Source organism: Vibrio rotiferianus CAIM 577 = LMG 21460 (genome assembly GCF_002741985.1).
Taxonomy (GTDB): domain Bacteria; phylum Pseudomonadota; class Gammaproteobacteria; order Enterobacterales; family Vibrionaceae; genus Vibrio; species Vibrio rotiferianus.
The window spans coordinates 27,316-45,198 of the sequence record NZ_APHW01000102.1 but is presented as its reverse complement, the minus strand read 5'-3'; the positions used below and the strand labels follow the sequence as shown (position 1 = coordinate 45,198).

11 protein-coding genes are annotated in these 17,883 nt (G+C 43.5%); 6 read left to right on the top strand and 5 right to left on the bottom strand.

The genetic code is table 11. The annotated features are described in order from the left end of the window. Positions 1–312 precede the first annotated feature (312 nt). Entirely contained in the window at positions 313–4,302 is a 3,990-nt protein-coding gene (gene pulA / locus B853_RS18240; RefSeq protein ID WP_038884722.1) for a pullulanase-type alpha-1,6-glucosidase, read from the top strand. A gap of 123 nt (positions 4,303–4,425) precedes the next feature. On the opposite strand, the gene B853_RS18235 is transcribed toward pulA, so the two are convergent. The 5 genes from B853_RS18235 to lamB all read right to left on the bottom strand — a co-directional run bounded on the left by B853_RS18235 (position 4,426) and on the right by lamB (position 10,907). Beyond that, positions 4,426–6,045 carry an endonuclease gene (locus tag B853_RS18235; protein ID WP_038884720.1) on the bottom strand — a complete coding sequence of 540 codons (1,620 nt, stop codon included), beginning with the start codon at positions 6,043–6,045 and terminating at the stop codon, positions 4,426–4,428. 262 nt (positions 6,046–6,307) lie between these two features. Beyond that, complete coding sequence (locus tag B853_RS18230; RefSeq protein WP_038884718.1) at positions 6,308–7,930, bottom strand: alpha-amylase family glycosyl hydrolase; 1,623 nt, start codon at positions 7,928–7,930, stop codon at positions 6,308–6,310. Between the two features lie 90 nt (positions 7,931–8,020). Beyond that, positions 8,021–8,539, bottom strand: coding sequence for a glycosidase (locus tag B853_RS18225; protein WP_227741911.1), 519 nt, complete (start codon positions 8,537–8,539; stop codon positions 8,021–8,023). A gap of 162 nt (positions 8,540–8,701) precedes the next feature. Further along, on the bottom strand, positions 8,702–9,532 hold the full coding sequence (locus tag B853_RS18220) for a MalM family protein (RefSeq protein WP_038887799.1): 831 nt from the start codon (positions 9,530–9,532) through the stop codon (positions 8,702–8,704). A 154-nt stretch (positions 9,533–9,686) separates the two neighbouring features. Beyond that, positions 9,687–10,907, bottom strand: a complete 1,221-nt coding sequence (gene lamB, locus B853_RS18215) for a maltoporin LamB (protein ID WP_038887798.1) — start codon at positions 10,905–10,907, stop codon at positions 9,687–9,689. 443 nt (positions 10,908–11,350) lie between these two features. Between lamB and glgX the strand changes: the two genes are divergently transcribed. The 5 genes from glgX (at position 11,351) to B853_RS18190 (ending at position 17,792) form a co-directional block, all read left to right on the top strand. After that, a complete protein-coding gene (gene glgX / locus B853_RS18210) occupies positions 11,351–13,306 on the top strand; it encodes a glycogen debranching protein GlgX (RefSeq protein ID WP_038886724.1) in 1,956 nt (651 codons plus the stop codon). 238 nt (positions 13,307–13,544) lie between these two features. Continuing rightward, positions 13,545–15,266, top strand: coding sequence for a sensor domain-containing diguanylate cyclase (locus B853_RS18205; RefSeq protein ID WP_081641237.1), 1,722 nt, complete (start codon positions 13,545–13,547; stop codon positions 15,264–15,266). A 289-nt stretch (positions 15,267–15,555) separates the two neighbouring features. Next, positions 15,556–15,792, top strand: a complete 237-nt coding sequence (locus tag B853_RS18200) for a hypothetical protein (protein ID WP_038886727.1) — start codon at positions 15,556–15,558, stop codon at positions 15,790–15,792. 189 nt (positions 15,793–15,981) lie between these two features. Beyond that, positions 15,982–16,611 (top strand): recombinase family protein, encoded by a 630-nt coding sequence (locus B853_RS18195; RefSeq protein ID WP_038886729.1) that lies wholly within the window; start codon positions 15,982–15,984, stop codon positions 16,609–16,611. Next, the gene (locus B853_RS18190) at positions 16,608–17,792 is read left to right on the top strand and encodes a multidrug effflux MFS transporter (RefSeq protein WP_128826967.1); all 1,185 of its coding nucleotides are present in this window, start codon (positions 16,608–16,610) and stop codon (positions 17,790–17,792) included. The genes B853_RS18195 and B853_RS18190 overlap by 4 nt, the downstream gene beginning before the upstream one ends. Positions 17,793–17,883 lie beyond the last annotated feature (91 nt).

Genomic DNA, 17,883 nt, shown 5'->3' with positions numbered 1-17,883 from the left:
ATTAACCACTAAAAATTTATAGATCTCAATCACACTAATGGGGCTGAGTGATTCTCCTCCCTTATCATCCCCCTGCTCTACTCCTCACTTAATTTATGTATAGGCTTTGAGTCGCATCTCTCATTATGTGTTGAGTTTAGTACTTAATTTGTGACCCAAACTCATACTGTGACTAAATTTTAACTTGCAAATAACTTAGCTGCCTGCATTCACATTTTGCTGATGCATCAGTGTATTAGCATTTACGTGCACATTTCCTCTAGAGCGTCTTGCTCTGCCTACTTTCAGATTTATAACAATGGATATGTAAACGTGGACAACAAAACATTCAAACTATCAACCGTTGCCAAAACCGTTCTACCGCTTCTGTCAATTGCGGTACTTAGCGGCTGTGGCAGCGACAGTACAAACGATGACAACACCAACCCAGGTAACTCTGGCTTATACCCTGCTGGAGAAAATGAAGTCGTTGTTTACTACAAACGAGACACCGCAGCAGCATCTAGTGCAAGTGACTACGAAGGCTGGGGATTACACCTATGGAATGGCGAAGGCTGTACCAGCACCGACCTCGATGCGATGGGAATTGGCTCAGGCGGTACAGATTGGAGTGCTCCTCGCCCGTTTGATGGTATCAGCGATACCTATGGTGCTTACTATGTACTTAAAGTAAACCCTGATGCGTCTGATCCGCATGAGTGTATGAACTTTATTCTTCACAAAGATAATGACAAAGCATTCGGTAGTGCCAACTCTAAAGTTGAGTTAACGAAAATTGGCGAGTCAAAAGGACTATTTGGCTTCCATGGTAGTAGCGAACTGTATTACGAACCAATTGAAGAGCGTCCAGTCGATATCGACGGCCAGAAAGCACATTGGTTAGACGCGGAAACCATCGCTTGGGAAGCAGCCGAAAACGCTGATTCAATCAAGCTGTTCTACAGCTTGAACAATGACATCAAGATGGGTGAAGACAAAACGGTTACTGGCGGCACTGCAGTTGAACTCACTAAGGTTGGTGAACTATCGGATGAGCTTAAATCTCGTTTCCGTCATCTTGCTGGCTTAAAAGCTGCGGGTATTAGTGTGGATGCAGATATCCTCCACAAAATCCTAAAATCACAAATCGTGATGGTTGCTTACAATGCAAATGGCGATGTCACTTCGGCAACTGAAGTGCAAAAACCAGGGGTTCTTGATGCGGTATTTGCTGACGCTGAAGCTGGTAACGCAATCGGGCAAGAGCTGGGGGCAGTTGTTGAAGGAACGGCTGCGACATTCAAACTTTGGGCACCGACTGCTCAAGAAGTAGAACTGGTCCTTTACGATGAAAACCTAAACGAACAAGCTACAGTCGCTATGACAGAAGACCCTGAAACGGGTATCTGGGCTTCTGAGGCACAAAGCAATGTAGTAAATCAATACTACCGCTACCAAGTGAAGGTCTACCACCCAACAACAGGTAAAATTGAAACTCGCCTAGTAACAGACCCTTACTCTTTGAGCTTATCTGAAAACTCTTTGTACTCTCAAGTTGTTGATCTCGATGACTCTAGCCTAAAACCTGCAGGTTGGGATAACTATGATCGCCCAACTGTGAAGAAAGACGAAGACCACGTACTGTACGAATCACACCTGCGCGATTTCAGCTTCAATGATAGTAAAGGTACAGCAAGCCTGAACGGCAAATACCTAGCCTTAACAGAAGCAGATCGTGAATCAGTATCTCACCTTCAAGCACTAAAAGACGCAGGTCTAACTACGCTGCATATCCTTCCTGCTTTTGACATCGCAACCGTAGATGAAAATGCAGAAAACCGTGTTGATATTACAGATACGGTAGGAAAACTCTGTGGTGTGAAACCGGAAGCGGCTGTTTGTGGTACAGAAGACAACGGCAAAGTGATCGAAGATCTGCTTAACAGCTACGATCCTTCGACAGGCGCAGCACAAGCTCTGATGAACGATCTACGCATGTTCGATAGCTTCAACTGGGGCTACGACCCATTCCACTACACTGTGCCTGAAGGCAGTTACGCAACCGATCCAAACGGTTCTAAGCGTATTCTTGAGTTCCGTGAAATGGTTCAAGCTACACACAAAATGGATCTAAAACTTATCATGGACGTGGTTTACAACCACACTAATGCATCTGGCGTAAATGATAAGTCTGTACTCGATAAGATCGTCCCTGGATACTACCACCGCCTAAACGTAAACACTGGTGGTGTTGAAAACTCTACTTGTTGTGACAACACAGCAACTGAGAACTTGATGATGGGTAAACTGATGGTTGACTCATTATTGATTTGGGCAGACGACTACAAGGTTGACGGGTTCCGATTCGACTTAATGGGCCACCAGCCAAAAGATGTGATGGTTTATGCACTGAAGAAAGTTCGTGAAATCGATCCTAACACCCTATTCTACGGTGAAGGTTGGGACTTTGGTGAAGTTGCAAACAACGCACGCTTCGACCAAGCAACCCAAATCAACATGGCAGGCACTGAGATTGGTACATTCTCTGACCGTCTACGCGACGCGGTTCGCGGTGGCAGCCCATTTGATGGTGGTGTAGATTCGGAAGGCAAACACCCTCTTCGTTTCAACCAAGGCTTTGGTAACGCAGCTTATCCAAACGAAGAAACTAAGACTGACGCAGATGCTGTTAATGGCCGTCTACATAACCAAGATCTCGTTCGTCTCGGCATGGCTGGTAACCTAGCAGAATACGTACTTCTAGATTACAAAGGCGAAACAAAACTTGGTAAAAACGTAGACTACAATGGTGCTCCTGCGGGCTACACTAAGATGCCTTCTGAGAATATCTCATACGTTTCTAAGCATGATAACCAAACCCTATGGGACAACAACGCTTATAAAATCGCAACAGGTACAAGCTCTGCTGAGCGAGCTCGTATGCAGTCTGTATCGCTATCTACAGTGATGTTAGGACAAGGTATTCCTTTCATCCACATGGGTTCTGAGTTGCTTCGTTCTAAATCAATGCAGCGCGACTCTTACGATTCTGGTGATTGGTTCAACCGTGTTTTCTTCGACGGAAGCGATAACAACTGGAACGTTGGTCTACCTCGTGAAGACAAAGACGGCGCAAACTGGGAGTTGATCAAAACTATTGTTGCTGACAGCGCTGCGAAGCCAAACGCTGACGATATCGAGCTAACTAAGCAACAATTCCTAGAACTACTGAAAATCCGTAGTACAAGCGAACTGTTCCGCTTAGATACCGCTCAAGACGTGATGAACCGTGTAGACTTCCGCAATGTTGGTGACAACCAAGTTGAAGGTCTAATCGTTATGTCGATTGATGACGGCACATCTGCTGGTGCAGATTTGGATCCTAACTACGATGCAATCGTAGCGGTAGTTAACTCGACATCTACAGCTCAATCCTTCACTGTTAAAGGCGCTGCGGGCTTCGAACTGCATGAAGTTCAGAAAAACTCGGCAGATGACATCGTGAAAAGCGCGAGCTTCTCTGGTGAGACATTCACAGTACCAGCACTAACCACAGCTGTATTTGTTCAACCACAAGCTGGTGCGCAAGGTGCTGGCCTACCAGTAAATACTGACAACAAAGACGTATCAAGCATTCCTCCTTATGGAGAAACTGCGGTTTACGTTAAAGGTACAATGAACGGTTGGTCTGATAACAGTGACTGGGCAATGACCTTTATCGGTAACGGTATGTACTCAGTAACGGGTGTACTAGAAGCAGGTGATCACGAGTTTAAGTTTGCTGACGCAGGTTGGTCAAATCCAAACATTGGCTGTGACGCTGCAGATCAAGCAAGTGGCTCATTGAACCTAGGTACAGAAGGCAACTGTAAGTTGTCTGTTGCAGAAACAGGTAAATACAGCTTCACCCTGAACGCTCTACACGTTCAAGATCAAAGTGTTGAAAAGCCTGTTGTATCAGTAACCAAGTCTGCTGATGCACCAACATTTGGTGAAACTGCGCTTTACCTTCGCGGTGATGTTACAGACGCTAGCTGGGCAGCAGTTGAAACAGCCAAGTTTAGCTACGTTGCAAATGATGTTTACTCTCTAGATATCACTCTAACTGCAGGTAAGTTCGACATGAAGATTGCAAGCTCTGACTGGGCGGCAGAAACGAACTTCGGCGGCCAAGGGGCGATTGAGTTTGGTACACCTCTAACAATGGAAGCGGGTAGTGCGAGCGGTAACATCAGCATCACGCTACCTGAAGATGGAAGCTACAACTTCCACTTCAATGCAGCAGACAAAGCAGCTCCAATCGTAACTGTAACGAAGAACTAATACAGTAGGCGCAATCATGTGCTAGTTTGGGGAGGTTAATACCTCCCCTTTTTTGTTCTCTAAAAAAGCCGCCAAGTTAATCTGTTTAACTTAAGCGGCTTTCGTGTTCTTAATGGTTGAGGGTTAATTGCCCCAAATCATTTCAACAAACTCAGGGTGATCGATAAACGGATTGCGGTTTCCTTGAAACTCAAATACTTGTTGGTTACGACTCAGTTCTTTTGCGCTAACAGGATCATTCTTATGCCAACGCTTAAGCATGCTTAGCATCCACGGTTCAAATACTGTCGTGCTGTTACCATTGAGAACCGCATCAGAGCTACTGGAGTTCGCCTCCCAGTTACCAATAACGTTTTCATAGCGTGTTGCCATGTAGAAATACGCACGCGCAAAGTCTCCTTTAAATTCGTCTATCGGCTCAAATACTGTACCTGAGTAACCCAAAGACGCGCTCGCCGAACCTAATTTTGAGCCATTACTAGAAATGTAAGTGCTGCTACCAACCTCACCAAATGGCCAATTACTACGCTTCGCATTAACGTAGCCATCCGTTGCAAACAGGTGGTGGCCATCAGAGTTCATCGGCTCTACCTTGCCACCAAACCAGCTTTTCGGGAATGAGTGTTCTCGGTTGTAGCAATCTCCCTCTTTACTGTATTGACCACATTGGTCTGTGACTTTAGTGAAACTAACCGTGTCATTGCCTAGCGGCTTTTCCGAATACATATCAAGAATCGAACCATCTTTTTCATAATAGTTATCCAGATCCGCATCTTTCACCAAGGTCCAAATCGCCGAGTAACCTCGCCCCGTGTGGTTATTGATGATATTGAACAGTGCTGTTTTCAATGCAAAGCCAGTTTTGCCCTCTGCCGCTTTGTAATATTCCCCAACCACGGGTGGCTTGGTTGTCTCACCAAGGGTGAAATTGGTGGTTTGCGATTGAGTAAACTCACCACCTGATGCTAGCGTTTCTTGACCTAACATCAAGACGTATGAGCCGTTACCGCTACTACAGCAAATACCATCACCATAGCTATCATTGATGGTAAATTGATAATCGCCATCCGCTAGGCACATGGTTTTTTCATAGGTTTTAGAGGAATCGAAACCTTGACCAAAGAACAGTACTTTTGATTGGTTGTCCTTCAGTTCCCAGCTAGTCTCTGAGCCATAACTGTCAGTCGTTAAAGTCAATAGGATTTCATTGTCGTTGCAACTTTCAACTGGAGGCTGAGTACCACCGCTATCTTGGTTCGGTAGAAAGTTATCAATGAACACCACTTCTGAGCCATCAAAGCCCGATTCATCATAGAACCTTAGACCGACATTAATGGTTTTATTTGATGATGCGGTATAACTGTGTGTTAACTGCTGCCATTGATTAGTTTGGTTGGGGTTCGTGTAACCATGGTATCCATCGACGATCAGACGCGCTTTAACATTACCTTCAGTGTGATAAACAGAAACTGAAAATGGGTAAGTTTTTCCTTGCTCCACATTAATGGTTTGCAAAAAATCGGTGTTACTTTGTGTCCCCGTATTCACGACCACTTGTGCGGCTAAACCACCAGACTGAACTTGATTACTGGTAGGAGATACTGCAATACCAGAATCAATCACCGTCCACTGGGTTGGCGTATTGCCACTCCACTGTTCGAAGTCACCGTTAATGACATCACTGTAGGCAAATGGAGAGCAAAGCAAAGGTAGAATAAAGAGGGGTTTCGCTATGGATTTCATTATAATTTTCCATTAGTTATATAAATCCACGAAAAGATAAACATAATGGTTACGTATAAATAAGCGTCAAATCACAATTTTACGTTGCATGAATGTGAATATTCTCATTCTCGTGCAGAACATCTCACAAACTGCGTACTGTTTATGACGAAAGATAACAACAATTGTTCGATATAAAACAGAAGGATAACGGAGTAAAAAAGCCAAGTGAGTGCCTATGGGGGTCAGCAGCTGCACTTGGCTTTGGATCGAGAAGTTGATTTTATTTAGCGCTTGGCATCACCTTGAAGAAGCGTCCCTGTAAAGAAGACATTGGGATCAGGTATTGCCCATTGCTTGGTGTGATTTGTTGGTTTGTCATTAAATCTATCAGCGCTTGATTGCTGCCGACTTGTGATTCTGTTAGCACAATATTGCGCGCGCTCTCAAGCGTATTGAGTGCAAACAATACTTGGTCATCACCAGACTTTTTCAAATCCACATAACTGCCATTGCTTGCGACCAAGTTAGTACGAGAGCCTTGGTATAAAGCAGGGTGAGCAGCACGCTTATTCATCAATGACTTCACGTAGTTTTTCAAATCAACTTGATTAGCGTCTAAGGTTGCCGTTATTCCTTCAATCTTTGCGCTGCTGCGAGCAACATGGTCATCACACACACCTCTAATAGCACAGGTATTGTTGTCTTCTTTTGCGGCAAAGCCATCAACTTGGTCACCAATTTCATCACCGTAGTAAAGAGTGATTGGCCCGGTATAAGCGGCTTGGAAAGCAAAAGCTGCTTTATGGCGTAGCCAGTATTCCGCATCATTCACATCAGCCAAGCCGCCTCGTTGCAACAAATCACCAAAGCGAACTAAATCGTGATTACCAATCATCAAGTTTGGCTGAGCATGAGCTGGGTACTGATTGTGGGTTTGATAGCCATTGTCTAGCCAATCAACACCTCGCCCACCAACACCACTCTCGTTCACTGCAAGTGTTTCCAAGATACGATAGCGCATTGGGAAGTCAAACGCTGAGCATAATGCGGGGTCATCGGCAGAACCGTACGTCTCACTCGCAATATCAGACTCGCCCTTCCAGACTTCTGCCACCATGTAGCCTAATGGGTTCACTTGTTTGCCATCAGCATTGGTATAAGTGACATTTTGTGAGGCTTCATCCACTGCTTTACGAATTTTCGTCCAAGCATCTGTTGGTACTTGATACGCTTGATCCAAACGCCAACCATCAATTTTCAGCTCTTTCACCCAATAGGTAGCAACTTCTTTATAAAAATCTAAGCTTGCAGGGTAATCGACTGGGTTGCTCGCACCTGAAGGTAGTAAACCCGATGGCGATGGTTTGATTAACCCATTTTTATGGTGACCAAACACACCATCAAAGAAGACATACAAGCCACGCTTGTGAGCTTCATTAACTAACGTTCGCGCGGTTTCCAAATCGCCAAAACGGGGATCAATTTTGAAATAGTCTGTCGCGAAATATCCTGTAGCATCCAAACGATCCGCCCAATGATCTTGACCATCAATGGCTTCAGACTCAAAAATTGGTGTTAGCCAAATCGCGTTTATGCCTAAGTCTTGTATATAGTCGAGTGAATCAATAATACCTTGCAAGTCGCCATTGTGATGGCTGGTCCCATAACCTGTGCCGTGACCAATACTCAAGTCTCCATCAACAAAGCTTTCAACCATGATCTGATACATACGAAGTTGATTACTTTGTTCCTTGATGCTCGTTTGACAGGCATAGCTCATATCAGGCAATGGATTATTATTGTTATCATCTCCACCGGAAGAATTGCAAGCTGATAGTGCTCCAACCACACTTAATGCCAACAACGTTTTATATAACGATGCCTTATAGCGGATATTATTCATAAAACTCTCCCAAAATAAAATAAACCCCTGCACGTATTCCATGCAGGGGTTAATAAATAAAGAATAACTTTTAAATAACTAAATGGAATATTATTGGCACTTAGATAACATTATAGAGTATGGCGCACCATTGTCTTTAAACTCTAAACTCCATAAGTACTTTCCAGATTCTTTAATTTCAACTTTTGTATCTGTACCATAGCCACCATAAGTTAACTCATTGAGTTGACCAACAAATAACTTTTTACCTTTTGCAGTAAATTGAGGTTTCCAGTGCTCAGCCGCATACTGCATTTTATATTTTCCTGGCACTTCATCAATTACGACTTGGTAAATATTATGCCCTTTATAAGCTAGCTTACGTTCAGCTACGTGCTTCCAGTCTGCATTTGGAAAACTACCAACCACAAACATGTCTTTCGACAAAGGACCATTTTCAACAGAATCTGGTAGATTACAGTTTGTCATCATCTCCATTTGATCGCTGGTAAATGCAACCACATTATTTACTTCATCATTAGGTGTATTTTCTGATGATGTTGATGAACAAGCAGATAAAATTGAAACAGCAGCCAAAGTGAATGCAGTATTTATAATTAGTTTCTTCACGTTATATCCTTATTTTAATTCTCTAGTAATTAATATATTTAAACAAGATATATTATGGATCTAAATAATTTCAACTTTAAATGCAATTTATAAAATATGTGAAAGGGATAACTAAATGTACAATAAAAAGCCGACTTTTTATTGTCGGCTTTTTCATATAAATCACTTATTATTCACGGCTTTTACAAATACTTCTTGTGCTCCTTTGATTCCCAAAGCTTTAGCTTCATCAAGTAAACTTAATGCTTTAGGGATATCATCAGCTTTCACTGCAGATTTTATTGCATTGTGATAGTAGTTTTGTGTTTCAGGTTGAACCGTTTCAACACTTTTTGCTGCTACTGGTGCCGCTGTTGATTTGGTCTGTGATGAGTTGATCGAGAAGAAGCTTACGCGATCCAATGAAACTTCAATTTTCCCTTTATCACTATTAGGAACCGGGATATCTTTCACTTCTGGTAAGTAGTTACCTCGAGCTTCAGCGTCTAATCGAGCTGGATGAATAACATCTGTAAAACCTCCAAGCTCAGCTTGGTCAGTGTAAACAATCAAGTAAACAGAATCTAAACCGACGGGAGGGAAAAAGTCTTTTTCAGCCACTAAGCGGTTACCTAGGTGAAGGCGTGGTTTTGTGTACTCAAATTCCCCTTTACCATAGCTTTCGATCTCTTTACCGTTTTTATCTACGATAATGGCACGTGGTACAAAAGCTGTATCTTCAATCAGACTTGTAATTTTAATAGCGAACTCACCGCGGTCTGCAGGCAGTTCGAATACCGCTACACGGCTGTCGATATCCTTATATCTCAGCACTTGGCTCTGAGAAGTGATGTCAACAATAGCAGAGCTTGGAAGCTTCATTTTTACCGACTGAAGCTCAGAGAGTTTCTCAACTTGCTGTGCTTGGGCAACTTGAACTTGCTCGATAACTTCAGTGGACTGACAGCCAGCAAGTGCGACACATCCACTTAACATGAGGGCACGGAAGTACATACTTTTTCCTTCTAGTTATTTTTCTAAAGGTTTTTCCATTGGAGCATCTTAGGGTGACTTCGCCAAAACGTCTAACTTTTCGAAAGCCCTTAGAAAAATAGCCGACTAACATCGGCTATTTATCGGACAGCTAGATAACTAAGAGATTACTTGATTACCACCAAGCTTCTGCTTGGATACCAAATACAAACTCGTTGTCGTCACCATTAAAGGCTGTATCATTTTCAGTATCTAAGAAGTACGTACCATATACACGTAGTTCAGGACGAGCCCACCAGCTGTCACCCATTGCCCATGCTTGAGCAACTGTAAGTTTTGCATTACCGAAATCTTCTGTTGCTACGCCGCTATTAGAAATTTTCTCACCAGCGTTGTAACCAGCTTCAAACACTGTACGCATTGTATCATTCCACTTGTACATTGGGCGAACAACTACTGAGTACTGATCGATATCAAAGTTCTTACCTGTGTAAGAGCCGTTATCTTCACCACCAATATCGCTACCTGATAGGTATGCTAATTGGTGACCCATTTCCCAGTTTTCAGCCAAGTTTACAACACCCCAGTTAAGCAAACGGAAGCCAGATGCATCGTTAAACGCCTCAGTTCCTCGAGCGTAGTATGCACCAGCGCCCCAGAAGTTTGCAGCTTGAACACCATAACCATTTGTACCAAATTGGAACACTGTTTGGTTGAAACCGTTATCTAAGCCTTGGTGAAGAATTGCAGAAGCAAGTACACCATCATCTGCAACCTCAGATTTATCATTTTTTTCAGTTGCAAAGTTATATGCCATAGCAAGCTCTAAAGAAGCGTTCTCCCAAAGACCAATGTTGGCTAAACGAGCATCAAAGATGTATCCTGTTGATTCGCCGTGGTCACCATCTTGAATCAAAGCAACAGATAGTTTTTGATTACCTACAGATAGATTCTCAATACCACCACCAGTGCCAGAAGTGTTTAGGAAGTAGAAGTCAGAGATATGAATATCTTTACGTTGGTAATAAGTTTTACCAGCCCACATCGTTGCATCTTTGTCTGAAGCAATTAAGCCTTTTGCTTTAACTGCAAACTGTGCAACGTTAAAATCGCCATCTTCCCAGCCATTTGCGCCATTGTTGCCTTGAGCAATCATAGATTCAATGCGCCAAGTTTGGTCACCTGTTTTTAGGTCTTCAGCAAAACCAAACTCGTAGTAGTTATCACTTTCGTTGCCTAGACGACCAGTACCCGCTTTGTTGATCGCCATATCACCATTGCCGTTTCCGCTGATACCAATTCCAGCACGCATGTAACCATTAAAATCCACCGCGAAAGCAGAACCAGCAGCTAAAGTTGCAGCAACAGCAGCAGCAATTACACTTACTTTTTTCATTCTTAACTCCATTAAGGGTATTTATAATTCTGTCTTCCCTGCTCTCTCTCTTGGTGCTATAGGCAGTAAAAACCACCAAAAGAAAAAGAGGTAAGATGGGAACAAGTCCCCGTTTGTTTCAACAGTCTTAAGGTTACCCAAGGCGTACAAGGATGACTTCCTCCACCCAAACTAATTTAGGGGGGGGATGAGAAGGGATGAGAGAAATTACCGAATGGTGTTTTTTCGAGTCAGATCACCAATCTAGGGAGGAATTAGTAAGTTTATTCTGTTTTAAGTCACTACAAAGTGATATCCATTTCATATTTTTGCAAAATATGGGTAGTAGAAAGTAATTAAATTACATTTATATTTTTGTCGTTGAGGTGGTTGACCTTAGTAAGACAAAGTTTTTTACTTATAGTTTCTTAAAGGTAGCAATAAAATTAAAAAAAGATTCCCTAATGACAAAATTTCACTCTCGCCCGTACCCACTTGGCGCAACTTTGAATACTGCAGGTTGTAACTTTTCAATTCACGCGCCAAACAGCAAAGACATCAAGCTCGCTTTGTTTTCTAGTGAGAGTGAATACACTTTGCACGATCTACCCAATGAATACGCTGGTATTCGCCATACCTTTATCCCAGGCATCAAGCTCGGGCAAAAATATGGGTACGTCGTAACGCATAAAGACCAACCTTTGTTAATTTCCGACCCTTACGCAAAATCCATTGACAAAGCTCTCCACTATCAACCTCCCTTCTCTCCAGCCAAAAGTTTTGATATGCCTAAGTGTGTGGTTATTGAAGATGAGTTTGACTGGCAAGACACGGAACACCCACGCATTCCCAGAGAAGAGATGACGCTATTCGAAACACACGTAAAGGGATTAACGAAGCAACATCCTGAAGTAAAAAGCGAAGAGCGAGGTCGTTATTTAGGGTTAGTGTCTCCAGAAATGCTAGCCTTCTACAAGCAGCAGAATATCAACACTCTGCAATTGTTGCCGATTGCGGCCTGTATGCATGAGCCACATCTGTTAAAGATGGATAAGGTGAACTACTGGGGTTATAACCCATACTTGTTTATGGTGCCGGATCCACGCTATGCAGAAAAAGATGCCGTAACGGAATTGAAAACCACCATACGAGAACTGCATAGGCACGGCATTGAAGTAATTTTAGACGTGGTTTACAACCACACCGCTGAAGGAGGCGAAGGCTCCACTGTCTTCAACCTAAAAGCACTCGATCCTCGCTTTTATATTAAACATGGCCAGCACTTCGCAAACTATACAGGCTGTGGCAACACGGTAGATCTAACATACCAGCCAGCATTAAATCTTGTCATGGATACTCTGCGCTACTGGGTGAGCGAGTTTAAAGTCGACGGTTTCCGCTTTGACTTGGCAGCCACACTTGGTCGCCAAGGTGATGACTACAACCCTGAAGCCGCTTTCTTTAAATCCGTAGCGCAGGATCCAATATTGCGTGAAACCAAGCTGATTGCAGAGCCTTGGGATATCGGCCCTAACGGATACCAAGTCGGTAATTTTCCATTTGGTTGGAACGAATGTAACGACAAACTGCGCGACATCTCACGCAGCTTTTGGCGAGGAGATCAGGGCTACCTGAAGGAATTCGCAACTCGCTTAATGGGCTCTCGTGACATCTACAGTGCAGCAAACTGGCCTTATAAACTCACAGTCAACTACATCACGTATCACGACGGCTTCACCTTGCAAGATCTTGTGTCTTACAAACAGAAGCACAACGAAGCCAATGGCGAAGAGAACCGCGACGGCCACGGTGACAACCGCTCAGAGAATTACGGTGTCGAAGGCGAAACTGACAGCCTAATGGTCATTGCTACGCGTGAAAAACAAAAGCGCAATTTAATGGCAAGTTTACTCTTTGCGTTTGGAATTCCGCATATCCTGACTGCAGACGTACTCTCACATACACAAGGTGGTAATAACAACGCCTATTGCCAAGATAATGAAACCAGTTGGCTAGATTGGACGTCATCGGAACGTAAACAACACTTCAAGACGTGGATGTCACAAATGGTCGCCAACCGAAACCAATATATGGTGCCTTTCATTCGTGCGTTCAGTGGTGAGAATCGCAATAACAACCGCATCTTTTGGCGTCGCATTGATGGCACCTTGATGGAGCATGACGATTGGAACCGATTGAGTTCAGTTGCTTTACATTTGGGAATTGGCAAAGATGGAGAAGAGCTTGTTTACCTGATCAACCAAACCAATGTCCCTGCTCGCTTTAAACTTCCAAATGACCGAGATCAGGAATGGGTAACGATTTGTGATACTAACGTTCGTAACCTAAATCCTGGACATGCTGAAGGTGAAGTACTCTTGTCTCCAACCTCTATGGCTATTCTTCATTTTCAGCCATAATACTCAACATCATGACACTACTTACGCGCCCAGACTCAGATCTGGGCGCTTTTCTAACGCATTCTCCGATATAGAGTTTTCTTTCTGTTATTAAACACACCATACGCATTGTTATGAGCATGAAATAAGTCTACTATTGGCAGCCAAATCACATTATAAAACAACGTTATTTGGCATGGCTTTTCCTAAACTATTAATACGCATACTACGGCCCTACTTGGTCATTCTCGCGGGCTTAATGATCTTTTTAGCTCATTCGCAGTTTGTTGACTCTGAAACAATGGTTTATCGTCAGTCTCAGACAAACCTGATTACTGCTGATAGGCTTATCCGCTCACAAATTGAAGCTACCTTCAGTAAATTCTATCTATTAGAAAGAGCATTGCGGGCTAACAATAACAACTTACAGAGCGACGATTTTCTAGCATTAAGTGATGGCATCCTCGATTACTCTCCTCAATACTCAAACATCTTATTCACTAAAAGTGACGGAGAGGTAGCTTACGACTTATCCAACCAAGTAGCCCTAGCAGATACCTCTCATATCAATTGGCACAAACTCGATACCATCAGTGACAATTTCTATATTTCTTCTTTATATCCCAATCTAAAACAGGAATGGGTATTTGCAGTTAAACATGTTCTGCCAAATTCTAACGCCCAGTTATGGATAGAATTCAATCTCCTGCACTCTACCCAACAGTTAAGAGGTTTGAAGACATTAAGCAAGGGCTATGTCTTTGTGGTAGATAGAGACACAGGGCGCCTTGTATTTCACCCAAACCCTAGCCGTATTGGCGATAAATCCATTAGCTTTCACGGCGGTATACATGAGAAAGTTGCTAGCGGTCTTCTATTTGGCAAGCACGAGTATTACTACCAAGATCACTTCAAGGTTTCAGTTTTTGATGCTGACAATTCGTTAAACTGGGTGTTTGTTGCTGGCACAGATCGAGCCGATATCTTAAGCAGTAGTTACCAGTTTACTCTCACTGCCGCCGTGATAGCATCCCTGTTAGCACTTGCTATCATTATTAATTACCTCACATACCAACTGCATTTATCACTAGCTAAACTAAACAGTGCTAAGAATATTGGTGAGTTCAAGACCCGACTTAAAAGCGTTCTTCACCGCTTCTGTTTTGATCGAGGCATACAGTTCTGCGTTTACGATAGTATTAATCACGGCTTTTATACCCTTGATTACCACGGCAATAAGAAACTCACCCTATCTGATGCCAAACTAGCGGCAAGCTTTTCTCAGTCATCAATATCCTATCGAAGTAAAAAGTACTCGGATGTACTGGCTCAGAAACTCAAAGTTCATGGAAACCACTATTGCATTCCATTATTTGATGGTCAGGAGTTACTGGCTGTCACTTATGTCTGCTGTCGCTTTCCGACATACAAATGTATTCTCAACTTAATCCAAAACTATGCACAAATCGCGTTAGCAAACCTAAAGTTACATGACCGTTTACGTCATCAAGATCCAATGACACAGCTAGAGAACAAAGCGTGTCTGGCAACAAAAGTTGCTCGAGAACTTGGCAGTGAGAACCGCTTCATTGCGATGATCGATATTGATAACTTCAAGTACATCAATGATAAGTATGGTCATCCCGTTGGTGACTTAGTGATTCAAAAAACAGCCGAAGTAATGCGGGACAGTTTCCCTAAGCCAAAGGGAATTTGCTTAGCGCGCTATGGCGGTGAAGAGTTTGCAGTTGTATTCCAAGCCAATGATGAGTTTGATGCTAAGCACCAGCTTGATGGTTTCCTGACAGCATTGCAACGGAGCCATTTATCCCTTGGCTGCGGTGATGTCCGATTTACGGCAAGTGTCGGATTTACACCATTAGAAACTAGCTACCATCATGTGGTGGAGCAAGCTGACAAAGCACTTTATCAAGCAAAAAGATTGGGCAAGAATCGCGTCTGTCATTTAAAAGCGGCATAACATTCTTCGTCCTTAAAGACACAAAGCCAGAACAGATAACGTTCTGGCTTTTTACTGTTTACTACTCCTTTTCAAAGCGCTAGACAACCCATCTTAGGGAGCCTCTATAGTGCCCTTCCTCGCAAAACCTCATATTTGGTAACGCCTAGTGTTACTTTTAGTCTTGTGCGCTATGACTTGTCGCGCATTGATGGTGGCGTTCATTTGATTTAGGCATTCTTCCTCTCAACCAAGGCTCATCCTGATAACCAAAACCAGAGCCAAGATACCATTTTTGAGAGTCACCACTATGAAAGCCATTAAATCAATCATCATTGCACTACTGTTTACATCAGCACTTTCTGGTTGCGTTTCAACGTCCGGTCACTATCGCTTGGCACCCAACGTTCGTCCTACCTTGATGAATGCCAATATCAACGTTCAGCCACTGGTCAACACGGCGGTCTCCGTTGGTAAAGTCGTACTGCCTTATGCGATTTCAGCAGGACACGCTTACGTCAATACGCCTTATTTCTTATTACAATAAACCGTAGCCGTCTAATCTCTAAAACCAAAACTAGCCTGTTTTTTTCGGCTAGTTTTCATTTATTGATCATAGAGATACGATTCCACCACCTTCAATTTGGTTCATTTGGTGTTGTAAGGATTAATGAACCAATGTATATTTATGAGTCATTACAGTATATGAGCCATTCATAAGAGGCACTTTACGACCATGAATACCTTTATCTATACGCGCCGCTCACCCAAAAAACAAGCTTATCCCGAGCAACTTGAAGCTCTTAAAACCGCTGCCCCAGAAGCGACACTTCTTGAAGATAAAGTTCGCGGCTGCACACCACCAGCCAAGCGACAAGCCTTTCAACAACTCTTAAACACCACTCAATCCGGTGACACGGTGGTACTTTGGTGGCTAACCGCCTTTGGCCGAGACTTCAGCCAAGCATTGAGCACAATTCAGGTACTGCTTGATAAAGGTGTCATCCTCAAAACCGTTTGTGAACCACTGACATTTGAACCGAATTCAGTTCAAACCCAAACATTACTCTCTCTGCTTTCTGGTTATGGGCAAGTGCAAACTCAACACCGTTTATTTGCCGCAGCACAAGGCCGTAAGGCACTTAAAGACAACCCTGAGATGTGGAAGCAGAAATTCCGAGGTCGTCCAGCAGACAAAGCGAAACATCAACATATCGCTACTCTTCTTCTGGAAGGTAACACACTACAAAATGTGGCAGAACAGTGTGACGTGAGCTTATCCACGGTAAAGCGAGTGAAAGCAAAACTGAATGATTTTGATGAAGAAGGGAGCTTGCGTCGCCGTGGTGATGGTGAAAAATCATGAGTCGACCGTTCGAATTTAAAACCATCTTGCTAGCGTGTTTGATAATCAGTGTTGGTCAGCTCAGCATGGGCTTGGTGTTTCCATCTCTACCTTGGATCGCGAAAGATTTCGATATTTCCCTCGACCAAGCTCAGCTCCTAGTCAGTGTTTATTTACTTGGCTTCGGTCCTTCACAGTTTATCTATGGCCCAGTATCCGATGCGTTGGGTCGTAAAAAAGTGCTTTTGGCTGGCTTGTTGATTGCCATGCTCGGTCTGTTGATGATCATCTTCCTCAGCCACACATTCACAGGCATGATTGCAGGCCGTTTTCTGCAAGGGTTGGGGACTGGCTGCTGTGCGGTGCTAGCCCGTGCATCAACTCGTGACCGCTTCAATGGCCCAGACCTGCCAATCGCACTGTCCTACATTGCGATGGCTGCTTCGATCACACCGTTAGTTGCACCCGTTATTGGTGGTTTCATTAACGCCCACTTCGGCTGGACCATGGTGTTCATTTCATTATTGGGTTACGTATCTCTCGCTTGGATTGTGATTGTGGTGCGCTTTAAGGAGACCGTCTCGCAAACCTCTGCGTTGCCATCACCGAAAAAGATGCTGCTGCAATATCGTGACCTACTGACTTCTCGTTACTTTATGAGCTTTGCCAGTATTGGTTGGCTTAACTTCAGCTTGATGATCACAACCGTTTCGGTGATGCCTTTTATCATGCAAAACCAAATTGGCATGACATCTGATCAATACGCGATGTGGGCGCTGATTCCAGCATTCGGCATGATTTGTGGCACCAGTATCTGTAACCGTGTGCGCCCAATCATCGGAACGAAGAAGATGCTCTTAGCAACACCAATCCTGCACTTAAGCTCGGCAATGTGGCTGTTCTTCTGCCCTGTTGAGCCGTTGTATTTAATGCTTGGTCAGCTGCTAATGATTTTAGGCAATGCTATCGCTCTACCTTGTGCTCAAGCCATGGTAATGCAACCCTATAAGAAGCAAGCGGGGGCAGCTGCAGCGATGTCGGGCGGCGGCCAAATGGTGGTGTCATCAGTAGTGAGTATGGCACTCGTACAGTTGGGTTTAAGCCAAGCATGGCATCTATCATTAGTGATTGTGGTCTTCGCGACTATTACGCTGACTAACATCTTACGTGGCTTTGCCACTGAGCAACCTTCAGAACAATAGAGCCGAGATTTACTCTGGTTCAGTTTGTACCAAGAAATGAAGTGTATCATTAGATCAATAATGATACTGTACTGAACAGTTTTATTTAGGC

Excerpts from the sequence above, each read along its gene's own strand:
- glgX (WP_038886724.1), top strand. The coding sequence starts at position 11,351 with ATGACAAAATTTCACTCTCGCCCGTACCCACTTGGCGCAACTTTGAAT.
- B853_RS18205 (WP_081641237.1), top strand. The coding sequence starts at position 13,545 with ATGATCTTTTTAGCTCATTCGCAGTTTGTTGACTCTGAAACAATGGTT.
- B853_RS18190 (WP_128826967.1), top strand. The coding sequence starts at position 16,608 with ATGAGTCGACCGTTCGAATTTAAAACCATCTTGCTAGCGTGTTTGATA.
- B853_RS18200 (WP_038886727.1), top strand. The coding sequence starts at position 15,556 with ATGAAAGCCATTAAATCAATCATCATTGCACTACTGTTTACATCAGCA.
- B853_RS18220 (WP_038887799.1), bottom strand. The coding sequence starts at position 9,532 with ATGTACTTCCGTGCCCTCATGTTAAGTGGATGTGTCGCACTTGCTGGC.
- B853_RS18230 (WP_038884718.1), bottom strand. The coding sequence starts at position 7,930 with ATGAATAATATCCGCTATAAGGCATCGTTATATAAAACGTTGTTGGCA.
- B853_RS18195 (WP_038886729.1), top strand. The coding sequence starts at position 15,982 with ATGAATACCTTTATCTATACGCGCCGCTCACCCAAAAAACAAGCTTAT.
- B853_RS18235 (WP_038884720.1), bottom strand. The coding sequence starts at position 6,045 with ATGAAATCCATAGCGAAACCCCTCTTTATTCTACCTTTGCTTTGCTCT.
- lamB (WP_038887798.1), bottom strand. The coding sequence starts at position 10,907 with ATGAAAAAAGTAAGTGTAATTGCTGCTGCTGTTGCTGCAACTTTAGCT.